Consider the following 23,210-nt stretch of genomic DNA (forward strand, 5'->3'; position numbering starts at 1 on the left):
ATGAAAAACAAATTCAGAATATTAAAAATTTTAATTACAGTAATCATTTTCGGATTTCTGCTGAGTTTTTCGTTGAAAAGATTCAATAATAAACCCATGGAAAAAGTGTCGGTGCAGCTTACACAGACCAAGCATCCGGTTTATTTTATTGATGAGAAAGACATCAGGGACATTGTAAAAAAATCTAATCCAGATAAAAGGATTGGCGACATCGATATCCCGGATTTAGAAAAAAGAATAAATATGCTTCCGGCGGTTGACAGCGCAAATGTGTATCTCAATTTAAATGGAAATCTGAATCTTGACATCAAACAAAGAGTACCGGCTTTCCGTCTTAATAAGAACGGACGGGATTTTTATGTTGATGAAAAAGGCACCGAATTCCCGATTTCTAAAAATTATTCCTTCCCATGCATGCTGGTGACAGGAAATGTTGACAAATCTGAATATGTAAAGCTGGCAGAACTTGTCGATAAAATTGACCGTGATGAATTCAGTAAAAAATACTTCATCGGAATTACAAAAGAAAACGGCGGCTATAATTTATTGACCAGCCAGGGAAATTATAAGGTTGAAATCGGAGATTTAGATAAGATAAACCTGAAGGTGAAAGGTTTTAAGACTTTTGTTGAAAAGCATCTGGTTTATCAGGAACCTGACAAATACAGCAAAATATCGGTGAAATACGACAATCAGATCGTCACGACACTGAATCCTTATTTCAAAGAAAACGACAGTTTAATCAATATAGGAAGTAAAGAACTGGCAAAAGCTCCTACAGCAGCAAATATTGCTAAAAAGGAAGCAGCTAAACCAGTTGCAAAACCGGAAACCAAGCCCAGAGAGAAACCTAAGGTCGCCGTTTCCAAACCAAAAGCAGAAGTAAAAACTGCTGTAAAAAAAGAAAACCCGAAGCCAAAAACTTCAACCCCCAAACCGGCAGCAAAGCCGAAAGCAAAAGTTAAAATAGAGTAAAAAATCAAATCGACATATAAATGAAAAATCACGAGTATTCAGTAGGCCTCGACATCGGAACCACCAAGATTGTGACGATTGTCGGTAAAAGAAATGCCCACGGCAAAATTGAAATTCTCGGCGTAGGAAAGGCGAAGAGCCTGGGCGTTCACAAGGGAATTGTGAACAATATTTCCCAGACCATACAGTCCATCAAAGCCGCAGTAGCCGAAGCACAGGCCAGTTCAGGCGTCCCGATTCACAAGGTTACGGTAGGAATTGCAGGCAAACACATCCGCTCATTACAGCATTCTGATTATATTATGAGGGACAATCCCGACCAATATATTACCGAAGATGATATTGAAAAGCTGAAAGACCAGGTAAAAAAACTGGTAATGCTCCCAGGCGAAGAAATCATTCACGTGCTACCACAGGAATACAAGGTAGATTCTGAAGGAGAAATTCAGGAACCCATCGGCATGCATGGGAAACGTCTTGAAGCAAACTTCCACGTCGTAGTAGGACAGATGGGAAGCATCCGAAACATCGCAAGATGTGTTCGAGAAGCTGGCTTGGAAATGGAATCGTTAACTCTGGAACCATTAGCATCCTCCGAATCTGTACTGACAAAGGAAGAAAAAGAAGCCGGCGTTGCCATTGTTGATATCGGCGGCGGAACAACAGACATCGCTATTTTTAAAGACAATATCATCCGTCACACCTGCGTAATTCCTTACGGTGGCGGAATCATTACTGATGACATTAAAGAAGGCTGTTCTATCATCGAAAAACATGCTGAGCAACTGAAAGTAAAATTCGGTTCTGCAATGCCAGAAATGGAAAAAGACAGCACATTTGTTACGATTCCGGGACTTCACGGCAGGCCTGACAAAGAAATCTCTCTCAAAACTTTAGCTCATGTTGTCAACGCAAGAGTTGAGGAAATTCTGGAGATGGTCAATACCGAACTGAAAGCTTACGGCGCTTTCGAGCAGAAGAAAAAACTGATCGCAGGAATTGTATTGACGGGCGGCGGGTCAAATCTTCGTCACCTTCGTCAGCTTGCCAATTACACCACAGGTTTCGACTCGCGAATTGGTTTCTCTAACGAATATGTGGCCAACGATAAGAATCAGTTTCTTAAAGGTCCGGAATACGCAACATCCATTGGTTTATTAATGGAGAGTCTTAAAATCCGCGATAAGAAAAACGGTCATGAGCATCCTGTAGCCGAGCCCGCGGAAAATGAAATTCCAGTGAAAGTTGAAAAAGCAGATCTGCCTGTAGAAACACCCGAATTCCGAACAGAAGAACAGGTCGTTGAAGAATCCGCGGACAAAAGACGGAACAAACTTACCATCGGACAGAAAATTATGGAAAGCGTAAAAAAATTCTTTGAAGAAGTTGAATAAATAAAAAATACAAATAATATGGAAAATATGAACACACCAGGATTCTCATTTGATTTGCCAAAGGGAAATTCATCAATTATAAAGGTAATCGGAGTTGGCGGCGGCGGAAACAACGCGCTGAAACACATGTACGAAAAAGGAATTCACGGCGTTGATTTCGTGATCTGCAATACAGATTCCCAGACTTTGGATAACAATCCGGTTTCAAATAAAGTGCAGTTAGGGGTAACCATTACCGAAGGTTTGGGCGCAGGCGCAGATCCTGAAGTTGGCGAAAAAGCAGCAATCGAAAGTATTGAGGATATTAAAGCTTCAATGGGGCAGAATACCAAGATGGTTTTCATTACTGCCGGAATGGGCGGTGGAACCGGTACCGGAGCGGCTCCCGTGATCGCAAAAGTGGCAAAAGACATGGGAATTCTTACCGTAGGAATTGTTACCGTACCTTTTAGTTTTGAGGGAAAAAGAAGGCTGGAGCAGGCTGATTTAGGTCTTGAAAAATTAAGAAATAATGTCGATTCATTAATCGTTATCAACAATGATAAATTACGCCAGCAGTACGGAAATCTTGGTTTCAAATCAGGGTTCTCCAAAGCTGATGAAGTGTTAACCAATGCCGCAAAAGGAATGGCAGAAGTAATCACAGGATATTTCGACGTAAATATCGACTTCCGTGATGCAAAATCTGTTTTGGCTAACTCCGGAACAGCTCTGATGTCGAACGGTATTGCTTCCGGCGAAAACAAAGCTGAAGAAGCAGTGAAAAAAGCGCTTGATTCGCCATTGTTGAATGACAACAAAATTACCGGCGCAAGAAACGTATTGCTTTTAATCAGAAGTGGTTCTGAAGAAGTTACCATGGATGAAATCGGCGTAATCATGGATCATATCCAGAAAGAAGCTGGAAACACGGCTGACATCATTTTCGGTGTGGGAACTGATGAAGAATTAGGCGATGCAGTGAGTGTTCTTGTAATTGCAACAGGATTTGCTAAGGATCACCACAAACATTCAGGAACTTCAGAAAAAATCAAATTTGCCCTTACCGATACCATGACGAGCCCTGCAAAACAGGAATCACCGTTCAAACAGAAAACAACGGAAAGAGAGGAAATCACCCGCGAAGATTTTGTGAGAGAAAGCCTTTTTGTCTTAGATGATGAAGATGACTTCCAGCAGCCTCAGTTCTCTACGAAAACAGTTGAGAAGAAAACAGTAATTGAAAGAGATACTACTTCAGAAATGCGTTTCTTCGACTTGAACGAGGAATCAAAACCTGACCAGACTTTTAATATCAATGAAGCTCCTCAGGAACTTTCTTTATTCTCTTTTGAAGACGATCCTACTGACGCACTTGAAGTTCAGTCATTCAAATTTGAAACCGAAGAAACGGTAGAGGAAAAAACCACTGAATCGAATACCCCTTTTACTGAAGAAAAGCCAATGGAATTCAGTTTTTTCGTAAACGAACCGATTGAGGAGCCCAAAGTTGAAACACCTCAACCCAAAGCTGAAATCAAGGAAGAACCGGTTCAGAAAACCGAAATTAAGGTGTCGCAAAACATAGAAGAACCGAAAACCACAACGCAGGTAGAAACCTCTAATGAATTCACTTTCATCAGTAAAGTTACTCCGAATGATAAAGTGGTGGAACGAAGAAATAAGCTCAGAGAATTCAATTCAAGATATCAAACTTCAGAAGCAGAAAACGATTTCGAAACTGTACCTGCTTTCCGCAGAAAAAATATCGCGATTGAAAGCGGCAACGCATCTGAGCAGAAAATCAATAGTTTTCTTGCTGAAAACAACGGCAGAATGCAGGTTCGCGAGAACAGATTTTTAAACAAAGACGTAGATTAATAATTATGAGTTTAGAACTTACCATCAGCGAGGCGATTAAAACTGCCATGAAAGAGAAGGACAAAGTGGCGCTCGATTCCCTGCGCGCTGTAAAATCACAGATATTACTCCTGAAAACAGAAGCGAAAGGTGCGGAAGTTTCCGCCGAACAGGAAATCGCCATTCTGCAGCGAATGATTAAGCAGCGGAAAGACTCTTATGAGCAGTTTACCGCCCAAAACAGAAATGATTTGGCAGAAGTGGAAGAAGCACAGATGAAGGTCATAGAGAAATTTCTACCTCAGCAGCTTTCTTCGGAAGAACTAGAGACAGAAATGAAAAAAATCATTGCCGAAACCGGCGCACAAAGTGCCAAAGACTTAGGAAAAGTAATGGGAATGGCAGGTAAAGCACTCGCCGGAAAAAGCGATGGAAAAAGTATTTCCGAAATGGCGAAGAAATTACTTTCCTAACAACAAGGATATTCAACCTTTGCATATCGATTTGATTTGAAGCCCGGAGCAGTTTTGCGCCGGGTTTTTTCTGACAAAAAGACAAAAATTGATTTTCGGAATGATTTTGATACTTAATTTGAATAAGAATTTATGATCGAAATTCATTAATTTTGCACAAGAGAAAAGTCTCATTTTTAACCATAAATAAGTTTTTATATGTATCCAGAAGAATTAGTAATGCCGATGAAGGCTGAGCTTACCGATAAAGGTTTCCAGGATTTAACCACTCCTGAAGAAGTAACAACAGCTATTAAAAAAGAGGGAACTACCCTGTTAATGATCAACTCGGTTTGCGGTTGCGCGGCAGGAGCTGCAAGACCGGGAGTTATTTTCTCTTTGACAGGAGATAAAAAACCTGATCAGTTAACCACAGTATTTGCAGGTTTTGATAAAGATGCGGTAACCGAAGCAAGAAAATTCCTTGCGCCATTCCCACCAAGCTCCCCTTGTGTAGCGCTTTTCAAAGATGGTGAGCTAGTTCACATGCTTGAAAGACATCATATTGAAGGAAATCCTGCCGGAGCAATTGCTGCCAACCTGCAGGCTGCCTATGAAGAATACTGCTAAACGAAACATTTAGTTACAAACAGAATTCCGCTTTTTTTGGCGGAATTTTTTTATATGAAAATCTGCCTCGTGTCTTTAGCCGAAATATATTATATTTGTATCAATGGCAACAAAAGCGCTTTTTAATACGGTTGTAAACTGGTTTATCCGCCAGAGAATCGATCAGATTCAGAATTTCATTAATCACCCCATTGAAACCCAAAACGGCGTCCTGTTTTCTCAGCTTTATCATGCGGAGAATACTGACTACGGGAAGATTCACGGCTTCAGTTCTATTTCCAGTTATGATGATTTCCGTAGAAATGTTCCCATTGTAACCTACGAAGATTTCGAACCTTATATCGAAAAAGCACGTCAGGGAGCAGCCGATGTTTTTTGGCCGGGTTACATCCGCAAATTTGCAAAATCATCTGGCACTACTAACGCGAAAAGTAAATTTATTCCGATCTCTGAAGAAAGTTTAGAAGACTGTCATTTCAAGGCAGGTAAAGATTTACTTTCGATTTACGCGAACAATCATCCGGACAATTCACTTTTTTCAAATAAAAATTTAAGACTGGGCGGAAGTTCAGAGCTTTACGAAGATTTCAATACCAAGTTTGGTGATCTTTCTGCCATAATGATTGAAAACCTTCCGTTCTGGGTTGAAATTACCACCACTCCCAGCAAAAAGGTTTCTCTGATGTCTGAGTGGGAAAGCAAGCTGAAAGCCATTGTATCAGAAGTGAAAAACGAAGATGTAGGAAGCATGACCGGCGTGCCGAGCTGGATGATGGTTCTGCTCCAAAGAACACTTGCCGACACCGGAAAAGAAACCATATCTAATCTCTGGCCTAATTTGGAAGTGTTTTTTCATGGCGGAATCAGCTTTAAACCCTACCGCGACCAGTACAGAAAGATTATCGGTAAAGACATTAATTATTACGAGATTTATAACGCCTCAGAAGGATTTTTTGCGATACAGGATCAGCCCGGCAGCGACGAAATGCTGCTGATGCTGGATTACGGAATTTTCTATGAATTCATTCCTATGGATGCATTCAATCCCGATAATCTGCAGGCCGTTCCGCTGCAGGATGTTGAAATCGGGAAAAATTACGCAATGGTTATCACTACCAATAGCGGACTGTGGCGATATTTAATCGGTGACACCATTAAGTTCACTTCGCTTCATCCTTATCGGATTAAAATCTCGGGGCGTACCAAACATTATATTAATGCTTTTGGCGAGGAACTGATGATCGATAATGTAGAAACAGCGCTTACTAAAGCCTGCGAAGTAACTGAATCTTCGGTTTCAGATTTTACCGGAGCACCCGTGTTCATGAAAGACGGTGAGAGCGGAGCGCACGAATGGATTTTTGAATTCACTCAGGAACCTGAAGATCTGGAACGCTTCACTGAAGTTTTTGACAATTATCTGAAATCTGTAAATTCAGATTACGAAGCTAAACGCTATAATAATATGACGCTGAAAAAACCGATTGTTCACGTTGCCAAACCGCAGCTTTTCTATAACTGGATGTCGGCCCGCGGGAAACTGGGCGGACAGAACAAAGTCCCGAGACTGAGCAACGACCGCGAATATATCGATCCTCTGCTCCAAATGAACCAATAAAAAGATCCGCTGTAAATCAGCGGATTTTTTTATTTTTTGAGGTCTTCCTTTACATTTTCGGCACCCTTTTCGACTTTTTCCGCACCTTTCGAAGCGGCATCTTTCACATCTTCGCCGGCTTTTTTAAGTTCAGTTCCGGCACGGTCAGCGACTTCATCGATCTTTTCGCCTGCTACATTCAACTTTTCCTTCGCTTTGTCTACGGTAGCATTGATCGTCGCGGAATCAAACGCAGTTGATTTTTCGGTTTCCAGTGTCGTAGTAGTAACGGTACCGTCGGGATTTTCGGTAGTTTCTATTTTGGTTTCTGACTGTTTGCAACTTATAACTGACACTGAAATTGCTACAGCAATTAAAAAATATTTTTTCATAATAATAAGTATTGGTGACCGATAAAATTAAAACAATATTATTGAACTGGTGTTTCGGATGCCGAATTTTCAGATTGAGACGCAGATTTCTCTTTTTTAGCTTTTTCAGATTCCCTTTTTTTCATTTCTTCTGCTGATTTTTTATCTGCCTTTTCCTTCTCTTCTTTGGCTTTCTTCAGTATTTTTTCTTCTTCAATCTGGGCAGAAATTTTCTTAATCGAATCCTGATATTTGAGTGAAGAAATCCGTATTCTCCGAGCGACATCTATAGAAGTTGCTCCTACAGAAAATGAGTCCACAGCTGCTGTATCATATGGCGCAACGGGATTCTCCTGAACAGTAGCCGCCGCTTTCCCTGGTTCTTTTCCACAGGAAATCATTAACACCAAAGTTGTAAATAAAAAGATTCTTTTCATCTTAATCAATTTTAAATTCTGTAATAACGGGATAATGATCCGAAAGTTTAACGCTTCGGTCGACTTTGTAGCTAACTGGTTTTATTTCCGGAGAACAGAAAACATAATCAATTCTTATCGGAAATTTATAATCGTGAAAACTCGTAGCACTTCCCGTACCGGTTTCTACAAAAACATCTTTCAGATTTTTACCGATTTGGTAATATTCATAAGAATTGGGAACGGCATTGAAATCTCCCGCTAAAATAACCGGATATGGTGATTCTGCAATTGCTTTCTTGATGTCGGCAACTTCATCCTGATGATTTTTAAACGTGGGCACCAATTTGCGGATGACGTATCGCAGTTTTACTTTATTCTGATCAAGATCCTCTGTTGGTTTAACTTTGCCCTTTTCAAACGAGAAGGGACTTAAATATACATTGATCAGGCGAATAGTTTTCCCGTGAACTTCCACATCAGCAAAAAAAGAGTTTCCGTTTCCAACCGTTGCAATTTTACCCTGGCGAATGATTTTATATTTTGAATTTAATGCTACAATTTCGTAAGAATCGGTCTGGTACTGGTAACCCTGAACATTAAACTCCGTGCTGTATTCCTGAGCTAATATTATATCTGCATCTGTATTTTTCAGATAGTCATAAATCTTTTCGTACCCATAAAGTAGGCCCCCTTTCGTATTGAGAGACACAATTTTCAGATTACCGCGCTGCTCCTTTGTGGTGCTGAAGTTAATCCATCTTTTTACAGGATTAATCAAAAATAGAGAAAGCAGTAAGAATACAACCGCGCGCTTCTTCCAGAGAACGATCCACAGTAGAATCATACCAACATTCAGAATCATTAAGACCGGAAAAGCCAGAGAAAGCATGTTAAACCAGGGGAAAATTCTTGGTGGAACATAGGCATTCAGCAAAGTTCCCAATAAAAGAACAATGACTAAAGAGTGAAATACTGTCAATAAAAAAAAGATTATTCCCACAATCACACCTTAATTAAACCGGTACAAATGCTTTTTCCAGATTTTGGCAAGAATAAACCCAACAAGTGCCCCCCCAACGTGTGCAAGGTGTGCAATGCCGCCAACATTCCCAGAAATTCCCAAATACACCGAAACCGCGATAACTACGGGCATCAGATATTTAACTTTAACCGGCACTGGAATAAACATCAACATAATTTTAGCATCAGGATATAATGTCGCAAATGCTGCTATAACGCCGAAAATCGCGCCTGACGCACCAACCATCGGAACCGAAATAATAGACTGTAATTGGTTTACTAAATTCTGCTGTTCAAGTATCGCTGCAGAATTTCCTTTAAATGAAACACTTTCGCCATCCATATAACCCGCCAAATCAAACCCTAAACTTTGCAGACTGCTTTTTATCTGTTCGACTTCAACGAAATTCCAAAGGTTAAAAAGGAAAAACGCACCCAATCCACTTACAAAATATAAGATCACGTACTTTTTATCTCCCAGAACCTGTTCCAGAACAGGCCCGAAACTGTAAAGCGTCATGAGATTAAATAAAATATGCATAAAACTGCCATGCATAAACATATGCGTAATGATCTGCCACGAGTGAAAAAAGGGTGAAAAAGGATAAAATGCGGCCAGATACTGGTACATTAAATCGGTTTGCAGAACGTACGTCAGGATGAAGACGATTACGTTGATGATAATGATATTTCGCGTAATTGGCGGTATATTGTTGAACATGTACTTTAAAATTTATTTTTTAATTCGTCTAACGGAATCTCAGTGAAACACCTTTTCCCGGAAGGCAGATATTCGGGAAAACCAAGCGCAGTAAAATCTTTTATAACCTGTTCTGCATCAACTTTGTATAGGAAATCAAAGCGCGATTTACTCTGTATTTTATTCCACTGGTTTTGGTAAAAATTCAAAAACTCTTCTTCTGTCCTGTATTCAAGGATTTCGAAAAGGTTTTCCATGAATTTCATGACCTGTGTTTCTTTCAGTCCTTCGGGAATGGCGTCTATCCGTAGAACATTATCATTGGCGATTACCATTTCGAAACCGAGTTCCGGCAGGTATTTCTTAATCGAACGGAATTTGTTTTTCTCCGTTTCGTTCATGTGATATTCCAGAGAAAAAAGCAGGGTATGTTTTTCGCTGCTGCGTTTTTTCTTTGCATTCCTTTCACTGATGACCAGGCGCTGCATACGACCCAAATCAAGCATCAGGGTTTTTCCGCCTTTGTTGAAAAGCCAATATCCGTTCGGAAGCCGCATCAAATCCTCATCGAAATCTTCATCTTCAAACAGATTAATTTTAGAAGGTTCGGGTTGAATAGTCTGCTGGTACATTTCAGTGAGTGCCGTTCGGTCGCCCGCAGAAGCTCTTTCTTCAAGAAAAGGATTGTAATCGCGGTCTACCGTGATCTCCGGCGCCCTCAAAGTTCCACTTTTACTCGTCTGATGAACAAATGCATCAATGCTTGCATCCCTCTCGAAATCCAGACTTGGCGCAACATTATAAATTCCAAGAGATTTTTTGATTGTAGAACGGACCAGGGCAAAAATCAGGTTTTCATCCTCAAATTTAACTTCTGTTTTCTGAGGATGAATATTGACATCAACTTTCTCGGGATCAAGTTCTAAAAACAGGAAAAATGTAGGGATATATCCCGGCAGAAGCAAGCCTTCGAAAGCTTCCTGTACCGCTTTGTTGAAGTAAGCGCTCCGGAAAAACCTTCCGTTGACAAAGAAAAACTGTTCGCCGCGAACTTTTTTGGCACCTTCGGGTTTTGCAACAAATCCGTGGAGTTTTACCCACCCAAGATCTTCCTTTATCGGAACGAGAATAGAATGAAGTTTGCGCCCGAAAATTTCTACAATTCGCTGAAGCAAACTCGATTTCCTGAGCCGAAAAATAATATCATCATTATGAAAAAGTTCAAAATCGATATTTTCGTGAGCTAAAGCAACTCTTTGAAACTCATCAATAATATGGCGGAATTCTACGTTGTTATTTTTGAGAAATTTGCGTCTCGCAGGAACATTATAAAATAGATTTTTGACTAAAAAGTTAGAACCTTCTGTAGTCTGTATAGGTTCCTGAAACTGAAACCCGCCACCTTCAATATAAATATTGGTTCCGGTTGTGGAATCCCTGGTTTTGGTTCTAAGTTCAACCTGTGCTACTGCTGCGATTGACGCCAAAGCTTCTCCACGAAAACCTTTAGTGGAAATGCGGAAAATATCTTCAGTTGTACTTATTTTTGAAGTTGCGTGCCTCTCGAAGGCAAGCCGCGCATCAGTATCGCTCATACCGCTGCCGTTATCTACCACCTGAATTAAATTTTTACCTGCCTCCCGAACGATGAGTTCAACCTTAGTGGCACCTGCATCGATGGCATTCTCCATGAGTTCTTTTACGATTGAAGCAGGCCGCTGCACCACTTCGCCCGCAGCGATTTGGTTGGCGACATGATCCGGCAAAAGTTTTATAATATCTGACATTTGTTTATTCTCCGACAAAAATACGATTAGATTCGGGGTTTTGTAAATTTAAAAATGAATACTTTTCTGCAATTATTTGTATTTAACTGCATCGATTTTGGTGGTAAGTTTATGAAATATCTTTTCGGAGAAGTTCCTTTGATCAGAAAGATGTTTCAGTTCAAAATTTCTCTTTTTCCGGATGACCATAAAATGATAATCATCCTGTTCCCAAATTCCATATTTCTCGAAATATGCAAGTTCTAAACCATTTTTTTCAAGATGTTTCATCAGGGTAAAAAGTTCGATTTCCTGGTCAATTACCTGGAGACTTTCAGGATGGTTAATTCGTGCATAACCAATATATTGCGGGTTCGGAATATTGATAAGAATATTTGTTTTTTCAGTAGCGATTTTAGATAAATTTGCGAAAAGTTCGGCGTGATGTTCCAAAGGAATATGTTCGATGACATCCATCAAAGTGACCATATCAAAATCAGAATTTTTGGGCTGGTATTTTACTACATCAGCAACATCAAAATAAATGTTTTTCCTGTCTTTCAGTTCATTCTTCGCAACGGCCACACTTTTTTCGCTAAGATCCACCGCTTCAATAATCCCGTTCTTGACTTTTTTTGCCAAAAGCTTAGTGAAAATTCCCACGCCGCAACCCAATTCAAGAACTTTGGAATCGGCATTTAACCCGCCGTTCAGCAGCCTTTTATAAAGGGAAATAAGTCTTTCGTTGGCACCTGTTTTTATCTGTCTCTGAACATATTCATCATAAAAATCAGAGATTTCATTCTGTTTCATTGCGTAAAAATAATGATTTATTTTTTGCTTAAATATCTAAAAAAACTTCCTGAAAATTCAGGAAGTTTAGAATAGTCAACTTTTTAAAATTATTTTTTTAATGCTTTAATTCCCATTTCAAAAAGTGCAAAACTCAGTAAATCAGCATTTTCGCCAATGACCTGATCTGTACTTCTGCCTGCTCCGTGACCTGCGTTCACTTCAATCCTTACCAAAACGGGATTGTCGCAGGACTGCTTTTCCTGAAGTTCTGCACCAAATTTAAATGAATGCGCAGGAACAACCCGGTCGTCGTGATCGCTTGTAATAATCATGGTTGATGGATAGCAAACTCCTTTTTTTACTTGGTGAACCGGTGAGTATGATTTCAGATATTCGAACATTTCTCTGCTGTCTTCAGCTGTTCCGTAATCGTAGCTCCAACCTGCGCCTGCCGTAAATTTATTGTATCGTAGCATGTCTAAAACTCCCACGCCAGGGAACGCAACTTTTGCCAGATCAGGACGCATCGTCATCGTAGCACCCACTAATAATCCGCCATTTGAACGACCCGAAAGCGCCATGTATTCTTTGGAAGTATAGCCTTTCTGCTGAAGATATTCCCCGGCAGCGATAAAATCATCAAATACATTTTTTTTCTGCATTTTGGTTCCGGCATCGTGCCATTTCTTTCCGTATTCGCCACCACCACGAATGTTTGGAACGGCATAAATTCCGCCATTTTCCATCCAGATTGCGTTTACCACAGAAAATGCCGGCTGTAAACTGATGTTGAATCCGCCATAAGAATATAAAATCGTCGGATTTTTACCGTCGAGTTTTATTCCTTTTTTATAGTTGATCATCATCGGAATTTTGGTTCCGTCTTTCGAAGTATAAAAAACCTGCTCGGAAACATAATTTTCTGGATTGAATTTTACGTTCGGTTTCTGATAAACTTCAGATTTCCCGCTGTCGGTATTGAATTTATAAATTGTTCCCGGCGTAATATAGTTGGTGAAAGAAAAATAGAGATCTTTCTCTTTTTCTTTACCGCCAAAGCCGGACGCTGTGCCAATTCCAGGAAGCTCAATTGTTCTGATGAGCTTTCCGTCGTAATCGAACTGTTTCATGCTCGTAACCGCATCTTTCATATACCTGGCGAAAATATATCCTCCGCCCGTGGACACGCTTAACACGTTTTCAGTTTCAGGAATCACATCAGTCCAAACATTCGGATTGTTGATGTTGAATTTCACCAAACGCATATTCGGAGCGTTTTTATCGGTCAATGCATAAATAACATCACCTTTGGAATCGATAAAATCGGTGTTGAATTCATATCCTTTCTGTATAGGAATAAAATCGGTTTTATTTTTAAGATCTTTAATATAAAGTTCGTTTCCGTTGGTGGCTTCAGAAGCACTTAAAATCTCATATCTTTCATCGTCGGAAACACCGATTCCCATGTATCTGCGCTTGAAATCTTCACCACCAATGATTAACTTGTCGGCAGACTGTTTTGTTCCCAGTTTATGGAAATATACTTTATGAGTATCTGTTTTTGCGGAAAGTTCGCTGCCTTTCGGTTTGTCGTAACTTGAATAATAAAAACCTTCGTCACCCAACCACGATGTTCCGGAAAACTTCACGTCTACAATAGTTTCATCAATGATTTCTTTGGTTAAAGCATTCATAATGATGATTTTATTCCAGTCGCTTCCACCTTCCGAAATTCTGTATGCTACAAGATTTCCTTTTTTATTGAAGGAAACTCCGGCAAGAGAAGTCGTTCCTTTGTCAGAAAATTTATTGGGATCGAGGAATACTTCAGTTTTTCCGTTTTTATCGGTTCTATAGAGTACAGATTGCGCCTGAAGACCATCGTTTTTGTAGAAATAAGTATAGTCTCCCTCTTTAAACGGCGCGCCGATTTTTTCGTAGTTCCAGATGTCTTTGAGCTGAGACCTGAGTTCTTCCCGAAAAGGAATGTTGGCAAGATAAGTATTGGTAAAAGCTACTTCGCGCTGAACCCAGTCTTTGGTATCCGCAGCCATGTCATCCTCTAACCAACGGTAAGGATCTTCCACCTTCGTACCGAAATACTCGTCGGTATGGACCACTTTTTTTGTTTCCGGATAATTGAGGGAATTGTTCATTTTTTGACTTGTACAGGAAGCAAAAAACAAGGCTCCTGTCAGCATAATAATTGAATTGGTCTTCATTTAAACAGTTTTTTCAAATTTATAAAATTAAAACTGTATTAAACTACAGCGCTCCAATATTAACAAACTTTAAAAGTAATTGTTGCTAAAAAGGAATAGGATTTGCTTAACTTTAAAAAATAAAAGTATTAAAATGAGAAAAGAAACAGGAGTATTATTGGCAGGAAGCCTCGGAGTGATAGTTGGTCTCGGCATATTTGGTGTTAAAAAGTTTTTTGCCAAAAAACATAAAGACTACCACGACTACTATTCTGATTTTCACCGCCACTTTGAAAAACGATATAGAGATGATGGGCATCATGGTGTAGAATATTTAGCAATGCAATAATTCTTCATCTTCATAAACATTAATCCTGAGTTCTTCGAATTCGGGATTTTTTGTGGAAAAGTGAAGTCTTAAATACTCATCAAATAATTGGGAACAGAAATTATTTTTGTAACCAACTTCAAAAACAATGTAATGTCCAGTGAAAATTTCATTAAAGGTCAGGGCGCACAGCGGAACGAAATCAACCGTTTCGAAAAATACACCTTTGAACCTGAGGAAGATGATTTTCTTAAGACAAAAACCACTTTCACAGAAGTTTTTCCCAAAACAATTGTGAACGAGGTTAAAAGTCCGGACATAAGGATGGAATATTCGCTGAATCCTTATCAGGGCTGCGAGCATGGCTGTTCTTACTGTTTCGCCAGACCCACGCACGAATTCTGGGGATATTCCGCCGGCACAGATTTCGAGCGAAAAATCATGGTCAAGAAAAATGCTCCTGACCTGCTTGAAAAATTCTTTCAGAAAAGAAATTATGTTCCGAAAACCATTACCCTTTCAGGAAATACCGACTGTTATCAACCCGCGGAGAGGGAATTTGAAATAACGCGGAAAATTCTGAAACTTTGCTTGGATTACCGGCACCCGGTTTCTATTCTAACGAAAAACGCTTTGGTTTTGAGAGATTTAGACATTCTGAAACCTTTGTCTGAACAGAATCTGGTTTCTGTTTCGTTCAGCATTCCGACCATCAATGAAGAGATCCGCCGAAAAATGGAGCCGCGAACTTCCTCTGTAAAAAATAAACTAAAAGCCATCGAAATTTTAAGCGGACATAAAATCCCTGTCGGCGTTATGGTTGCGCCAGTAATTCCGGGCTTGACAAGCGACGAAAGCCTTAACATATTAAAAACTGTTTCTGAAGCGGGCGCGCAAAAATTCGGATATGTTTTGGTTAGACTGAATGATACGGTTGAACCGGTTTTTATCAACTGGATTAACGCCAACTTTCCCGACAGAGCAGAAAAAGTCCTGAACCTCATCCGTTCCATGCGCGGCGGAAAACTTGGCGATAAAAGATTTCACGAACGCTATAAAGGCGAGGGAAATATTGCTGAAATGATTCACGATACTTTTGCTTTGGGCAGAAGAAAATTCTTCGCAGACAAAGAAATCACTCCACTTTCTACGGAGAATTTCACGGGCAGTAAAGACCAGCAACTGAAACTTTTTTAACGGACTACATCTCCTGTCCCGAAATTTTTCGCCTCCTCAAACCAATTGCATAAACTTTTTAGTTATTTTTAACAAAATTTTCAGCAATGGTTTTAAGCAGAATTTGGAGCGCATTTATAATTGTGGCCATATTGGTTGCAAGTATAAAATATTTATTTTCAGATAATTACAAAGCAATTTACAATGACATGGTGGTCGGTAAAAGCGGCGACACCGTGCAGATTGCTTCAAAAAAAATGTCTGACTTAAATCCTGAAATCCAGAAACAACTGCTTACAAAGCCTGATTTTGATCAAAATCGGGTTCATTACAAAACTGATTCTGCAAAATCTGGGGTTCAAATCTATCGTGTTCAGGCAACCGACGGAGTCATTGGAACATCAGAAACCGCTGTGAAAATCTGTCTTGGTTTAATTGGAATTATGACGCTTTTCATGGGCTTCATGAGCATCGCTGAAAAAGCCGGCGGAATTAATTTACTATCGAGATTAATACAGCCGTTTTTCTCGAAACTCTTTCCGGAAATTCCAAAAAACCATCCTTCTTTTGGTCATATGTTGCTAAATTTCAGTGCCAATTTACTAGGTCTTGATAATGCCGCAACGCCTTTCGGGCTGAAAGCGATGGAAAGTCTGCAGACTTTAAATCCTGATAAAGAAAGGGCCAGCAATTCCCAGATCATGTTTCTGTGTCTTCACGCCGGAGGTTTAACATTGATTCCTGTTTCAATCATTGCAATTCGTGCTTCCATGGGATCTGCAACGCCGACGGATATTTTTCTGCCCTGCATGATCGCAACTTTTGCAGCCACAATGGCCGCGATGATAATCGTTTCTATTCACCAGAAAATCAATCTTTTTCAGCCTGCTGTAATCGCATACGTCGGCGGAATATCCGTAATTGTCGGACTATTGGTGGTTTATCTGGTGCAGCTGACCAAAGAAGGTCTGGATAATTTCAGTATGCTGCTGAGCAACGGAATAATTCTGCTGATCTTCTTCGCCATTGTTCTTGGGGCAGTTTACAAAAAAATTAATGTCTTCGATGCTTTTATTGATGGAGCAAAAGAAGGTTTTTGGACTTGCGTGAAAATCATTCCTTATTTGGTTGGAATGCTGATTGCGATTTCTCTGCTCAGAACTTCAGGGGTTTTTGATGTGCTTATTGACGGGATGAAATGGGTTGCTGCCGTTGTAGGTTTCGACACACGATTTGTTGACGGATTACCAACGGCACTGATCAAACCGCTTTCCGGTTCCGGTGCACGCGGAATGATGGTCGATACGATGCAGACTTTCGGAGCAGACAGTTTCCAGGGAAGATTGGCGGCCGTTTTACAAGGAAGCTCAGATACCACTTTTTATGTTATCGCAGTATATTTCGGAGCGGTTGGGATTAAAAACACAAGATACACCGTAACGGCGATGCTTTTAGCCGATCTGGTGGGGATCATTACTTCCGTGATTTTGGCTTATATTTTCTTTGCTTAAAAATTCAATATGATACACGATAAAGATTACATCATCAGAATTGTAAAACAGTTTTCAGAATTCCTTTCGAAGATGATTTTAGGAGGAAAAAACGAAGGCGATCTCAGTGAACTCGATCGTGTTTTCGACACCAATATGAGAGATACTTTTAAAATGAGTTTTGAAGAACTTGCACTCAAATCAAGCGCCGAAATGATTGATTTGGTGGGAACAAAAGATACGGCGCACCATATTCCTTATTTTGAACTTTTAGGTCATTTGTTTTATTTTAAAAACAAAGAAAATCCCAGTCCGGATTACGCGTCGAAAGCAAAGGCTTTTTATGAAATTTACCTGCAGAAAAGCGGAATTTTTTCTATGCAGATTGTCTCAAGAATAAACGAATTGAAGGCCTAAGTGTAACAAAATTATAAAAATTGCGTCTTATTCTTTAAAATTTTTCCATGAAAAAAACTGCGGTCCTTTTGCTCAGCTTTGTGTCTTTTGTAGCTTTTTCCCAAAAGAAATGGTCGCTTCAGGAGTGTGTAAACTACGCGGTCGAAAATAATCTGCAGGTTATTCAGAATACATTAAATACCAAAACTCAGGATAATTCGCTGCAAATAGCGAAGCGTCAGTATTTACCGTCTGTTTCAGGAAATATCAATAATAACGCATCATTTGGACAGGGTCGGGATGTTTTTGGAAACACTAACCGAAACGATAACTTCAGCAACAGCGCAAGTGTAGGCGCCGATATTCTCGTTTATAACAACGGAAGACTTGAGAAAAATATCAGAAGAACGGAATTTGACGTTGAAGCCAGCAAATTTGACCTGGAAAGAATAAAAAACGATATTTCACTGCAGATCGCACAGCAGTATTTATCGGTTTTACTTAATCGCGAAATTGTGAAGATTTCTGAAAGTGCTCTAGAAAACGCGGACAGACTTTATAAAAGAGCAAAAATTACTACCGAAGTCGGAACTACACCACAAACGGTTCTTGCAGAAGCTGAGGCGGCATTGGCGCGGGAAAAACAAAATGTAAAAACCGCAGAAATCAACACCAGCAGAAGTCTTTTCGCACTTGCAATGCTTTTACAGTTGCCGGAGTATAAGAATTTTGATATTCAGGAGGTTCCGGTTGACGGGATTTTGGATGCGCCGCTTTTTACAGCAGAAAACATTATCACCAAAGCTTACGATAATCAGCCGCAGATTAAAGCCGCTGAAAACAGAATAAAATCTGCAGAGGCACAAACCGAAGTGACGAGAACTGCGTTCTGGCCAACAGTTACTGCAAATGCCGGATTGGGAAGTTCTTACTTTTATCTCCTTAGTCCAGCAAAAGACCTCAATGGAAATACAATTCAGCAGTCACAATTTTTTACCCAGTACAAAGACAATTTCGGACAGCAATTAGGCCTGTCAGCCAATATCCCGATTTTCAATAAAGGGATTACCAAACTACAGGTAGAGCAGTCGAAAATCAATGAAGACATAGCAAAAACCACTTTGTTGCAGCAAAAACAGCAGGTTTTGCAAAATGTTCAGCAGGCACAGTTTGACGCAGAAAGTAATTACGAAGCCTATCTTGCGGCAACTGAGGCTGAAAAAAGCGCGAAACTGGCGCTGGATTTTGCCGAGAAAAGTTTTGCGGCGGGACGCTCCACCGTTTATGATCTCAACAGTGCCAGAAATAATTTCGCCAATGCGCAGGGCTCCGTTGCACAGGCAAAATACAATTACCTTTTCAGCATGAAACTGCTTAATTTCTATGCCGGAATCCCATTGAGTCTGTGATAAAATGTCTGTTGCCAACCTTCAGAAATATTTGCCTGAAAATACTTTGCCTTTCCTGAAAACCTGGTTTGGCGAACATTATATTCACATTAAAATCACGAAAGGACGGAATTCAAAATTGGGCGATTACCGGAAAATGCCGGATAAATCGCACCAGATTACGATAAATTCTACCCTGCAGCCGCAACTTTTCTTTTTTGTTTTAACCCATGAACTGGCACATCTGCTGGCTTTTGAGAACTTCGGAAACCGTATTTCTCCCCATGGCGCAGAATGGAAAAGTACGTTCCGGACAATGCTTTTAGAAAGCATCTCGGTTTATTCTGAAGATTTAAAACCCATTATTCTCAAGTTCTCTAAATCCCCGAAAGCCAACTTCATGTCGAGTCCGGATTTGGTAAAATACTTCCACATAGAAAATTACGAAGACGAAACTTCCTACATCGAAGATTTAGAGACCGACACCCGTTTTATTTACCGTAAAGAGACTTATATCATAGAAGGTAAACGCAAAAAGAACTATATTTGCCTCAATCTCGACAACGGGAAAAGGTATATTTTCAAACCCTTAGCAAGAGTAGAAAAATTAAGTTAAGCATGTCTAAATCAAACAATTACTGCGTTATTATGGCAGGAGGAGTCGGCAGCCGATTCTGGCCAATGAGCACACAGAAATTCCCTAAACAGTTTCAGGATATTTTAGGAACGGGCCGAACAATGATTCAGCAGACCTATGACAGAATCAGCCAGATTGTTCCGAAAGAAAATATCTATGTAATCACCAATAAAGAATATGTTTCGTTGACGGAACAGCAGTTACCGGAACTAAAACCGAAGAATATCGTAGGCGAACCTATGATGAAAAACACGGCGGCCTGCAATATTTATATGGCAAAGAAGATTGCTGCTGAAAATCCAGATGCCAACATGATTGTGTTGCCTGCAGATCACCTGATTCTGAAAGAAAACACCTTTCTCCAAAAAGTGGAACTGGCTTTTAATCTGGCCTCCCAAAACGATTATCTCATTACTTTAGGCATCACTCCTACCCGTCCGGATACGGGTTACGGATATATTCAGTTCATCGAGAAAAAAAATGCAGACCATTTTAAAGTGAAAACTTTCACTGAAAAACCCATTCTGGAAATTGCCAAAAGTTTTCTGGAAAGCGGCGATTTCCTCTGGAATGCTGGAATCTTTATCTGGAACGTAAAATCTATTCTTTCGGCGTTCGATCTTTATCTCGAGGAAATGTCTCAGCAGTTCGTGAGTTGCGATTATAACACCGATGGCGAGGCGAGCTGCATTGAAATGATTTATCCTAAAGTCACCAAAATTTCTATTGATAACGGTATTCTCGAAAAAGCTAAAAATGTATATGTAATCCCTGCAGACCTGGGCTGGAGTGATCTGGGAAGCTGGACATCGGTTTACGAAACCTTAGATAAAGACGAAAACAAGAACACATTGCAACCCAAGCACATTCTTATGTATAATGCGAAGGGAAACATCGTTCAGTTCAAAAATAAAAACAAAGCTGCTATCATCGACGGTCTCAAGAATTATATCGTTGTGGATACCGATAAAGCACTTTTAATATGTCCGCGCGATAACGATCAGCTCATCAAGGAATATATTCATGATTTAAAAACGCTAAAAAAAAGCGACAAGTTTTTATAAAAAACAAAAAATCTTTCAATATCTGAAAGATTTTTTTGTTAATCCTTATAAATTTTATTGATAATCTGCTGAATATTAATTTCATGCAGACAGGCCCAATCGCCACGGTAACACTTTTTGTCACCAAAAACCGAACACGGCCTGCAGGTCAGATCTTTTATTTGTACCACATCTTCTTCTTTCTGTCCGTAACCTAGAAAGCCTGCAAAAGGATGTGTCGCGCCCCACACCGATATGCATCGGGTGCCGGCTAAACTTGCAAGATGCATGTTTGCAGAATCCATAGAAATCATGATTTCGAGTTCAGCTATTTTTGCGAGTTCCTGTTTTAAAGTAAGTTGGCCAGCAACGTTCTCGGTATTAGGAATTTGAGCAACCCACTTATCCAGCGTTTCTACCTCATTCTTTCCTCCGCCAAAAAAATATATTCTATGTTTTTCCGAAAGATGTTTTACAAGCTCAAAAGACTTTTCCAGAGGCAGCATTTTTCCTTCGTGCTGGGCAAAAGGCGCGAATCCGATTCCGCTTTTTTGTGACAAATAAGTTCTGTAATGATGCGATAAAGTCAGCGAAAATCCCAATTCCCGCAACACATCGGCGTAACGTTCTGTGTTTTTTTTGAGCGGTGCTTTTTCCAGATTCCATATATCGGTAAGATGTTCCTTTTCCTTCTTGCCTTTATTGATAATTGAAACCCTAAATCCTTTACGCTTAAAGATTTTGCTGAGTATTTTCGTTCTGATTACATCGTGAAGGTCTGCGACAAACTCAGGCTTAAATTCATCTGTAAGTTCCTGAGCAAGTTTTCTCATTCCGAAAACGCCCTTGTAATCATCAATATTTACGCCTTTGAAAACAAGATTCGGAATGCCATTAAATAAATCACCAAAGTTTTTACGGCTTACAAAAACGATTTGTATGTTGGGATTCTGTTCCAGAAATTCTGTGACAACGGGAACCGTCATTGCAACGTCACCAAAAGCTGAAAAACGGTATGCTAGGATTGTTCTCACTTTTTCAGCTGGTATGCGACTGCGTAAAACTTAATCTGCTTTGTCATCGCCATCAAACCATTGGCGCGGGAAGGTGAAAGAAATTCCTGAAGCCCTATTTCCGAAATAAACTCGAAATCTGAATCCAGAATTTCCTGAGTGGAATGACCGCTGTAAATAGAAACCAGCAGCGAAACAATTCCTTTTGGTAAAATCCCATCGGAATCTGCATTAAAAAACAGCATGCCATCATTAAACTCGGCATCAATCCAAACTTTAGACTGGCAGCCTTTAATTAAATTGGCATCCGTTTTTTTATCTTCAGGAAAACCCTTAAGTTCTTTGCCTAAATCAATAATGTATTCGTATTTCTGTTCCCAATCTTCCAGAAATGCAAATTCTTCTACGATTTCATTCTGTTTTTCTTTGATCGTCATCTTGCTGTTTCAAATTTGTGCAAAGGTAAGGATTTCGCGTTTAGGAGTTATGCGATTTGATCGTTTTGAAAAGCTGAATAATTTTAGGTTCTTCCTGCTCCCAGCAATGATGTGCTGCAGCACTGTTCAGTGAATTTTCATAGAATTGCTTACCGTTTTCCAGCACTATCTTTACTTTTTCAGCCAATTCCGTGTGGTTGTGGATCTTTTCACCCGCTCCGAAATTATCGATAACTTTTCTCATTTCCGGAAAATCTGAAACAACAACAGGAACTCTTGCCTGAATATAGTCTGAAACTTTATTGGGCATCGAGAAATAGTAACTTAGTCCGTTATTTTCTTCAATGCTCAATCCCACATCTGCTTTATGGGTGATTTCCCGGAGTTTTTCGGGTAAGAGTTTTCCCAGAAATTTCACTTTATCGTTCAGTCCTAAAGCTTTAGTCAAAACTTCGAGTTCTGCTTTTTTGGGTCCGTCGCCCGCAATCCAAAATTCTGCATTTTCAATTTCCTGCATTGCCGGGATCATTTTGTCCAAACCGCGGGATGGATTGATAACTCCTTGATAAAGAATAATTTTCTTCGAATTGATATTGGAATAGCGTTGCGGATTCGCTGTTTTGAGCGGAAAATTCTGCACTACGACCGGACGTTCTATTTCATAAGTTTTCCGAAACCAGTCTGCATAACTTTCGCTCGCGGTCATCATAAAATTTAATTTCGGAACGATAAAAGATTCCAGTGAGCGCCATATTTTTTGGGTAAAACGCCCATTTACGGAAGGCATCTCTGTGAAAATCTCATGACTGTCGTAAACAAGCGGAATATTCAGTTTGCGGGAAACCAAATAGTTAGGAAGCAGCGTATCTAAGTCGTTAGCAAGAAGAATTGTCTCGCTGTCAGCGCTTTTCAACAGCTTTTTATATAATTTCCATTGGAATTCTATATAAGCATACCGCAGAACAGTCGATTCGAGGATGATTCTTGAGAAGGAGTAGCTACGGGCCATTTCAGGCAAGCCTCCCCAATTATTTCCAATAAGTTCAATGGAAAAGCCGTTTTCGGATAATGTTCTGCAAACCTTATCAACACGTTGGTCTGTATATAAATTATTAAAAACGCTTACCAGAACTTTCATGACAG

At 39.9% G+C, this 23,210-nt stretch carries 23 protein-coding genes; 13 read left to right on the top strand and 10 right to left on the bottom strand.

Annotated features, from left to right (window positions below; genetic code table 11):
• The 6 genes from KTV93_RS06615 to KTV93_RS06640 all read left to right on the top strand — a co-directional run bounded on the left by KTV93_RS06615 (window position 1) and on the right by KTV93_RS06640 (window position 6,908).
• On the top strand, window positions 1–975 hold the full coding sequence (locus tag KTV93_RS06615) for a cell division protein FtsQ/DivIB (RefSeq protein WP_230259123.1): 975 nt from the start codon (window positions 1–3) through the stop codon (window positions 973–975).
• Window positions 976–995: 20 nt separating this feature from the next.
• Entirely contained in the window at window positions 996–2,369 is a 1,374-nt protein-coding gene (ftsA, locus tag KTV93_RS06620; RefSeq protein WP_218248173.1) for a cell division protein FtsA, read from the top strand.
• Between the two features lie 18 nt (window positions 2,370–2,387).
• Window positions 2,388–4,229 (top strand): cell division protein FtsZ, encoded by a 1,842-nt coding sequence (ftsZ, locus tag KTV93_RS06625; RefSeq protein ID WP_218248174.1) that lies wholly within the window; start codon window positions 2,388–2,390, stop codon window positions 4,227–4,229.
• Between the two features lie 5 nt (window positions 4,230–4,234).
• The gene (locus KTV93_RS06630; RefSeq protein WP_218248175.1) at window positions 4,235–4,681 is read left to right on the top strand and encodes a GatB/YqeY domain-containing protein; all 447 of its coding nucleotides are present in this window, start codon (window positions 4,235–4,237) and stop codon (window positions 4,679–4,681) included.
• Window positions 4,682–4,879: 198 nt separating this feature from the next.
• The gene (locus KTV93_RS06635) at window positions 4,880–5,290 is read left to right on the top strand and encodes a BrxA/BrxB family bacilliredoxin (RefSeq protein WP_218248176.1); all 411 of its coding nucleotides are present in this window, start codon (window positions 4,880–4,882) and stop codon (window positions 5,288–5,290) included.
• Between the two features lie 103 nt (window positions 5,291–5,393).
• A complete protein-coding gene (locus KTV93_RS06640) occupies window positions 5,394–6,908 on the top strand; it encodes a GH3 auxin-responsive promoter family protein (RefSeq protein ID WP_218248177.1) in 1,515 nt (504 codons plus the stop codon).
• Window positions 6,909–6,937: 29 nt separating this feature from the next.
• Here the strand turns inward: KTV93_RS06640 and KTV93_RS06645 are convergent, their stop codons facing one another.
• The 7 genes from KTV93_RS06645 to KTV93_RS06675 form a co-directional block, all read right to left on the bottom strand.
• Complete coding sequence (locus KTV93_RS06645) at window positions 6,938–7,279, bottom strand: hypothetical protein (RefSeq protein WP_218248178.1); 342 nt, start codon at window positions 7,277–7,279, stop codon at window positions 6,938–6,940.
• A gap of 38 nt (window positions 7,280–7,317) precedes the next feature.
• Window positions 7,318–7,695, bottom strand: coding sequence for a hypothetical protein (locus KTV93_RS06650; protein ID WP_218248179.1), 378 nt, complete (start codon window positions 7,693–7,695; stop codon window positions 7,318–7,320).
• A 1-nt stretch (window position 7,696) separates the two neighbouring features.
• Window positions 7,697–8,656 (bottom strand): endonuclease/exonuclease/phosphatase family protein, encoded by a 960-nt coding sequence (locus tag KTV93_RS06655; RefSeq protein ID WP_230259125.1) that lies wholly within the window; start codon window positions 8,654–8,656, stop codon window positions 7,697–7,699.
• A 30-nt stretch (window positions 8,657–8,686) separates the two neighbouring features.
• The gene (locus KTV93_RS06660; protein ID WP_218248181.1) at window positions 8,687–9,418 is read right to left on the bottom strand and encodes a rhomboid family intramembrane serine protease; all 732 of its coding nucleotides are present in this window, start codon (window positions 9,416–9,418) and stop codon (window positions 8,687–8,689) included.
• A 5-nt stretch (window positions 9,419–9,423) separates the two neighbouring features.
• A complete protein-coding gene (gene mutL, locus KTV93_RS06665; RefSeq protein ID WP_218248182.1) occupies window positions 9,424–11,184 on the bottom strand; it encodes a DNA mismatch repair endonuclease MutL in 1,761 nt (586 codons plus the stop codon).
• Window positions 11,185–11,256: 72 nt separating this feature from the next.
• The gene (locus tag KTV93_RS06670; RefSeq protein WP_218248183.1) at window positions 11,257–11,976 is read right to left on the bottom strand and encodes a class I SAM-dependent methyltransferase; all 720 of its coding nucleotides are present in this window, start codon (window positions 11,974–11,976) and stop codon (window positions 11,257–11,259) included.
• Window positions 11,977–12,065: 89 nt separating this feature from the next.
• A complete protein-coding gene (locus tag KTV93_RS06675; protein ID WP_218248184.1) occupies window positions 12,066–14,180 on the bottom strand; it encodes a prolyl oligopeptidase family serine peptidase in 2,115 nt (704 codons plus the stop codon).
• Window positions 14,181–14,313: 133 nt separating this feature from the next.
• On the opposite strand from KTV93_RS06675, the gene KTV93_RS06680 reads away from it, so the two are divergent.
• The 7 genes from KTV93_RS06680 to KTV93_RS06710 all read left to right on the top strand — a co-directional run bounded on the left by KTV93_RS06680 (window position 14,314) and on the right by KTV93_RS06710 (window position 20,638).
• Window positions 14,314–14,508: a hypothetical protein gene (locus tag KTV93_RS06680; RefSeq protein WP_218248185.1), complete on the top strand. Its 195-nt coding sequence runs from the start codon at window positions 14,314–14,316 to the stop codon at window positions 14,506–14,508.
• Window positions 14,509–14,640: 132 nt separating this feature from the next.
• The gene (locus tag KTV93_RS06685) at window positions 14,641–15,684 is read left to right on the top strand and encodes a PA0069 family radical SAM protein (RefSeq protein ID WP_218248186.1); all 1,044 of its coding nucleotides are present in this window, start codon (window positions 14,641–14,643) and stop codon (window positions 15,682–15,684) included.
• Between the two features lie 86 nt (window positions 15,685–15,770).
• Complete coding sequence (locus KTV93_RS06690; protein WP_218248187.1) at window positions 15,771–17,174, top strand: nucleoside recognition domain-containing protein; 1,404 nt, start codon at window positions 15,771–15,773, stop codon at window positions 17,172–17,174.
• A gap of 9 nt (window positions 17,175–17,183) precedes the next feature.
• Complete coding sequence (locus KTV93_RS06695) at window positions 17,184–17,570, top strand: hypothetical protein (RefSeq protein WP_218248188.1); 387 nt, start codon at window positions 17,184–17,186, stop codon at window positions 17,568–17,570.
• 47 nt (window positions 17,571–17,617) lie between these two features.
• Window positions 17,618–18,958, top strand: coding sequence for a TolC family protein (locus KTV93_RS06700; protein WP_218248189.1), 1,341 nt, complete (start codon window positions 17,618–17,620; stop codon window positions 18,956–18,958).
• A 4-nt stretch (window positions 18,959–18,962) separates the two neighbouring features.
• The gene (locus tag KTV93_RS06705; RefSeq protein WP_218248190.1) at window positions 18,963–19,553 is read left to right on the top strand and encodes a SprT-like domain-containing protein; all 591 of its coding nucleotides are present in this window, start codon (window positions 18,963–18,965) and stop codon (window positions 19,551–19,553) included.
• Between the two features lie 2 nt (window positions 19,554–19,555).
• Window positions 19,556–20,638, top strand: coding sequence for a mannose-1-phosphate guanylyltransferase (locus KTV93_RS06710; protein ID WP_230259126.1), 1,083 nt, complete (start codon window positions 19,556–19,558; stop codon window positions 20,636–20,638).
• Window positions 20,639–20,676: 38 nt separating this feature from the next.
• Here the strand turns inward: KTV93_RS06710 and KTV93_RS06715 are convergent, their stop codons facing one another.
• The 3 genes from KTV93_RS06715 to KTV93_RS06725 are packed head-to-tail and all read right to left on the bottom strand — an operon-like array spanning window position 20,677 to window position 23,205.
• Entirely contained in the window at window positions 20,677–21,651 is a 975-nt protein-coding gene (locus KTV93_RS06715; RefSeq protein ID WP_317206429.1) for a glycosyltransferase family 9 protein, read from the bottom strand.
• Complete coding sequence (locus KTV93_RS06720) at window positions 21,648–22,067, bottom strand: SufE family protein (protein WP_218248191.1); 420 nt, start codon at window positions 22,065–22,067, stop codon at window positions 21,648–21,650. The genes KTV93_RS06715 and KTV93_RS06720 overlap by 4 nt, the downstream gene beginning before the upstream one ends.
• Before the next feature lie 40 nt (window positions 22,068–22,107).
• A complete protein-coding gene (locus KTV93_RS06725) occupies window positions 22,108–23,205 on the bottom strand; it encodes a glycosyltransferase family 4 protein (protein ID WP_218248192.1) in 1,098 nt (365 codons plus the stop codon).
• Between the last annotated feature and the right edge of the window lie 5 nt (window positions 23,206–23,210).

The organism is Kaistella faecalis, assembly GCF_019195395.1.
Taxonomy (GTDB): domain Bacteria; phylum Bacteroidota; class Bacteroidia; order Flavobacteriales; family Weeksellaceae; genus Kaistella; species Kaistella faecalis.

What these genes read in the sequence shown, in the direction of transcription:
- KTV93_RS06615 (WP_230259123.1), top strand. Translation starts at nt 1, where the DNA reads ATGAAAAACAAATTCAGAATATTAAAAATTTTAATTACAGTAATCATT.
- ftsA (WP_218248173.1), top strand. Translation starts at nt 996, where the DNA reads ATGAAAAATCACGAGTATTCAGTAGGCCTCGACATCGGAACCACCAAG.
- ftsZ (WP_218248174.1), top strand. Translation starts at nt 2,388, where the DNA reads ATGGAAAATATGAACACACCAGGATTCTCATTTGATTTGCCAAAGGGA.
- KTV93_RS06630 (WP_218248175.1), top strand. Translation starts at nt 4,235, where the DNA reads ATGAGTTTAGAACTTACCATCAGCGAGGCGATTAAAACTGCCATGAAA.
- KTV93_RS06635 (WP_218248176.1), top strand. Translation starts at nt 4,880, where the DNA reads ATGTATCCAGAAGAATTAGTAATGCCGATGAAGGCTGAGCTTACCGAT.
- KTV93_RS06640 (WP_218248177.1), top strand. Translation starts at nt 5,394, where the DNA reads ATGGCAACAAAAGCGCTTTTTAATACGGTTGTAAACTGGTTTATCCGC.
- KTV93_RS06645 (WP_218248178.1), bottom strand. Translation starts at nt 7,279, where the DNA reads ATGAAAAAATATTTTTTAATTGCTGTAGCAATTTCAGTGTCAGTTATA.
- KTV93_RS06650 (WP_218248179.1), bottom strand. Translation starts at nt 7,695, where the DNA reads ATGAAAAGAATCTTTTTATTTACAACTTTGGTGTTAATGATTTCCTGT.
- KTV93_RS06660 (WP_218248181.1), bottom strand. Translation starts at nt 9,418, where the DNA reads ATGTTCAACAATATACCGCCAATTACGCGAAATATCATTATCATCAAC.
- mutL (WP_218248182.1), bottom strand. Translation starts at nt 11,184, where the DNA reads ATGTCAGATATTATAAAACTTTTGCCGGATCATGTCGCCAACCAAATC.
- KTV93_RS06670 (WP_218248183.1), bottom strand. Translation starts at nt 11,976, where the DNA reads ATGAAACAGAATGAAATCTCTGATTTTTATGATGAATATGTTCAGAGA.
- KTV93_RS06675 (WP_218248184.1), bottom strand. Translation starts at nt 14,180, where the DNA reads ATGAAGACCAATTCAATTATTATGCTGACAGGAGCCTTGTTTTTTGCT.
- KTV93_RS06680 (WP_218248185.1), top strand. Translation starts at nt 14,314, where the DNA reads ATGAGAAAAGAAACAGGAGTATTATTGGCAGGAAGCCTCGGAGTGATA.
- KTV93_RS06685 (WP_218248186.1), top strand. Translation starts at nt 14,641, where the DNA reads ATGTCCAGTGAAAATTTCATTAAAGGTCAGGGCGCACAGCGGAACGAA.
- KTV93_RS06690 (WP_218248187.1), top strand. Translation starts at nt 15,771, where the DNA reads ATGGTTTTAAGCAGAATTTGGAGCGCATTTATAATTGTGGCCATATTG.
- KTV93_RS06695 (WP_218248188.1), top strand. Translation starts at nt 17,184, where the DNA reads ATGATACACGATAAAGATTACATCATCAGAATTGTAAAACAGTTTTCA.
- KTV93_RS06700 (WP_218248189.1), top strand. Translation starts at nt 17,618, where the DNA reads ATGAAAAAAACTGCGGTCCTTTTGCTCAGCTTTGTGTCTTTTGTAGCT.
- KTV93_RS06705 (WP_218248190.1), top strand. Translation starts at nt 18,963, where the DNA reads ATGTCTGTTGCCAACCTTCAGAAATATTTGCCTGAAAATACTTTGCCT.
- KTV93_RS06710 (WP_230259126.1), top strand. Translation starts at nt 19,556, where the DNA reads ATGTCTAAATCAAACAATTACTGCGTTATTATGGCAGGAGGAGTCGGC.
- KTV93_RS06720 (WP_218248191.1), bottom strand. Translation starts at nt 22,067, where the DNA reads ATGACGATCAAAGAAAAACAGAATGAAATCGTAGAAGAATTTGCATTT.
- KTV93_RS06725 (WP_218248192.1), bottom strand. Translation starts at nt 23,205, where the DNA reads ATGAAAGTTCTGGTAAGCGTTTTTAATAATTTATATACAGACCAACGT.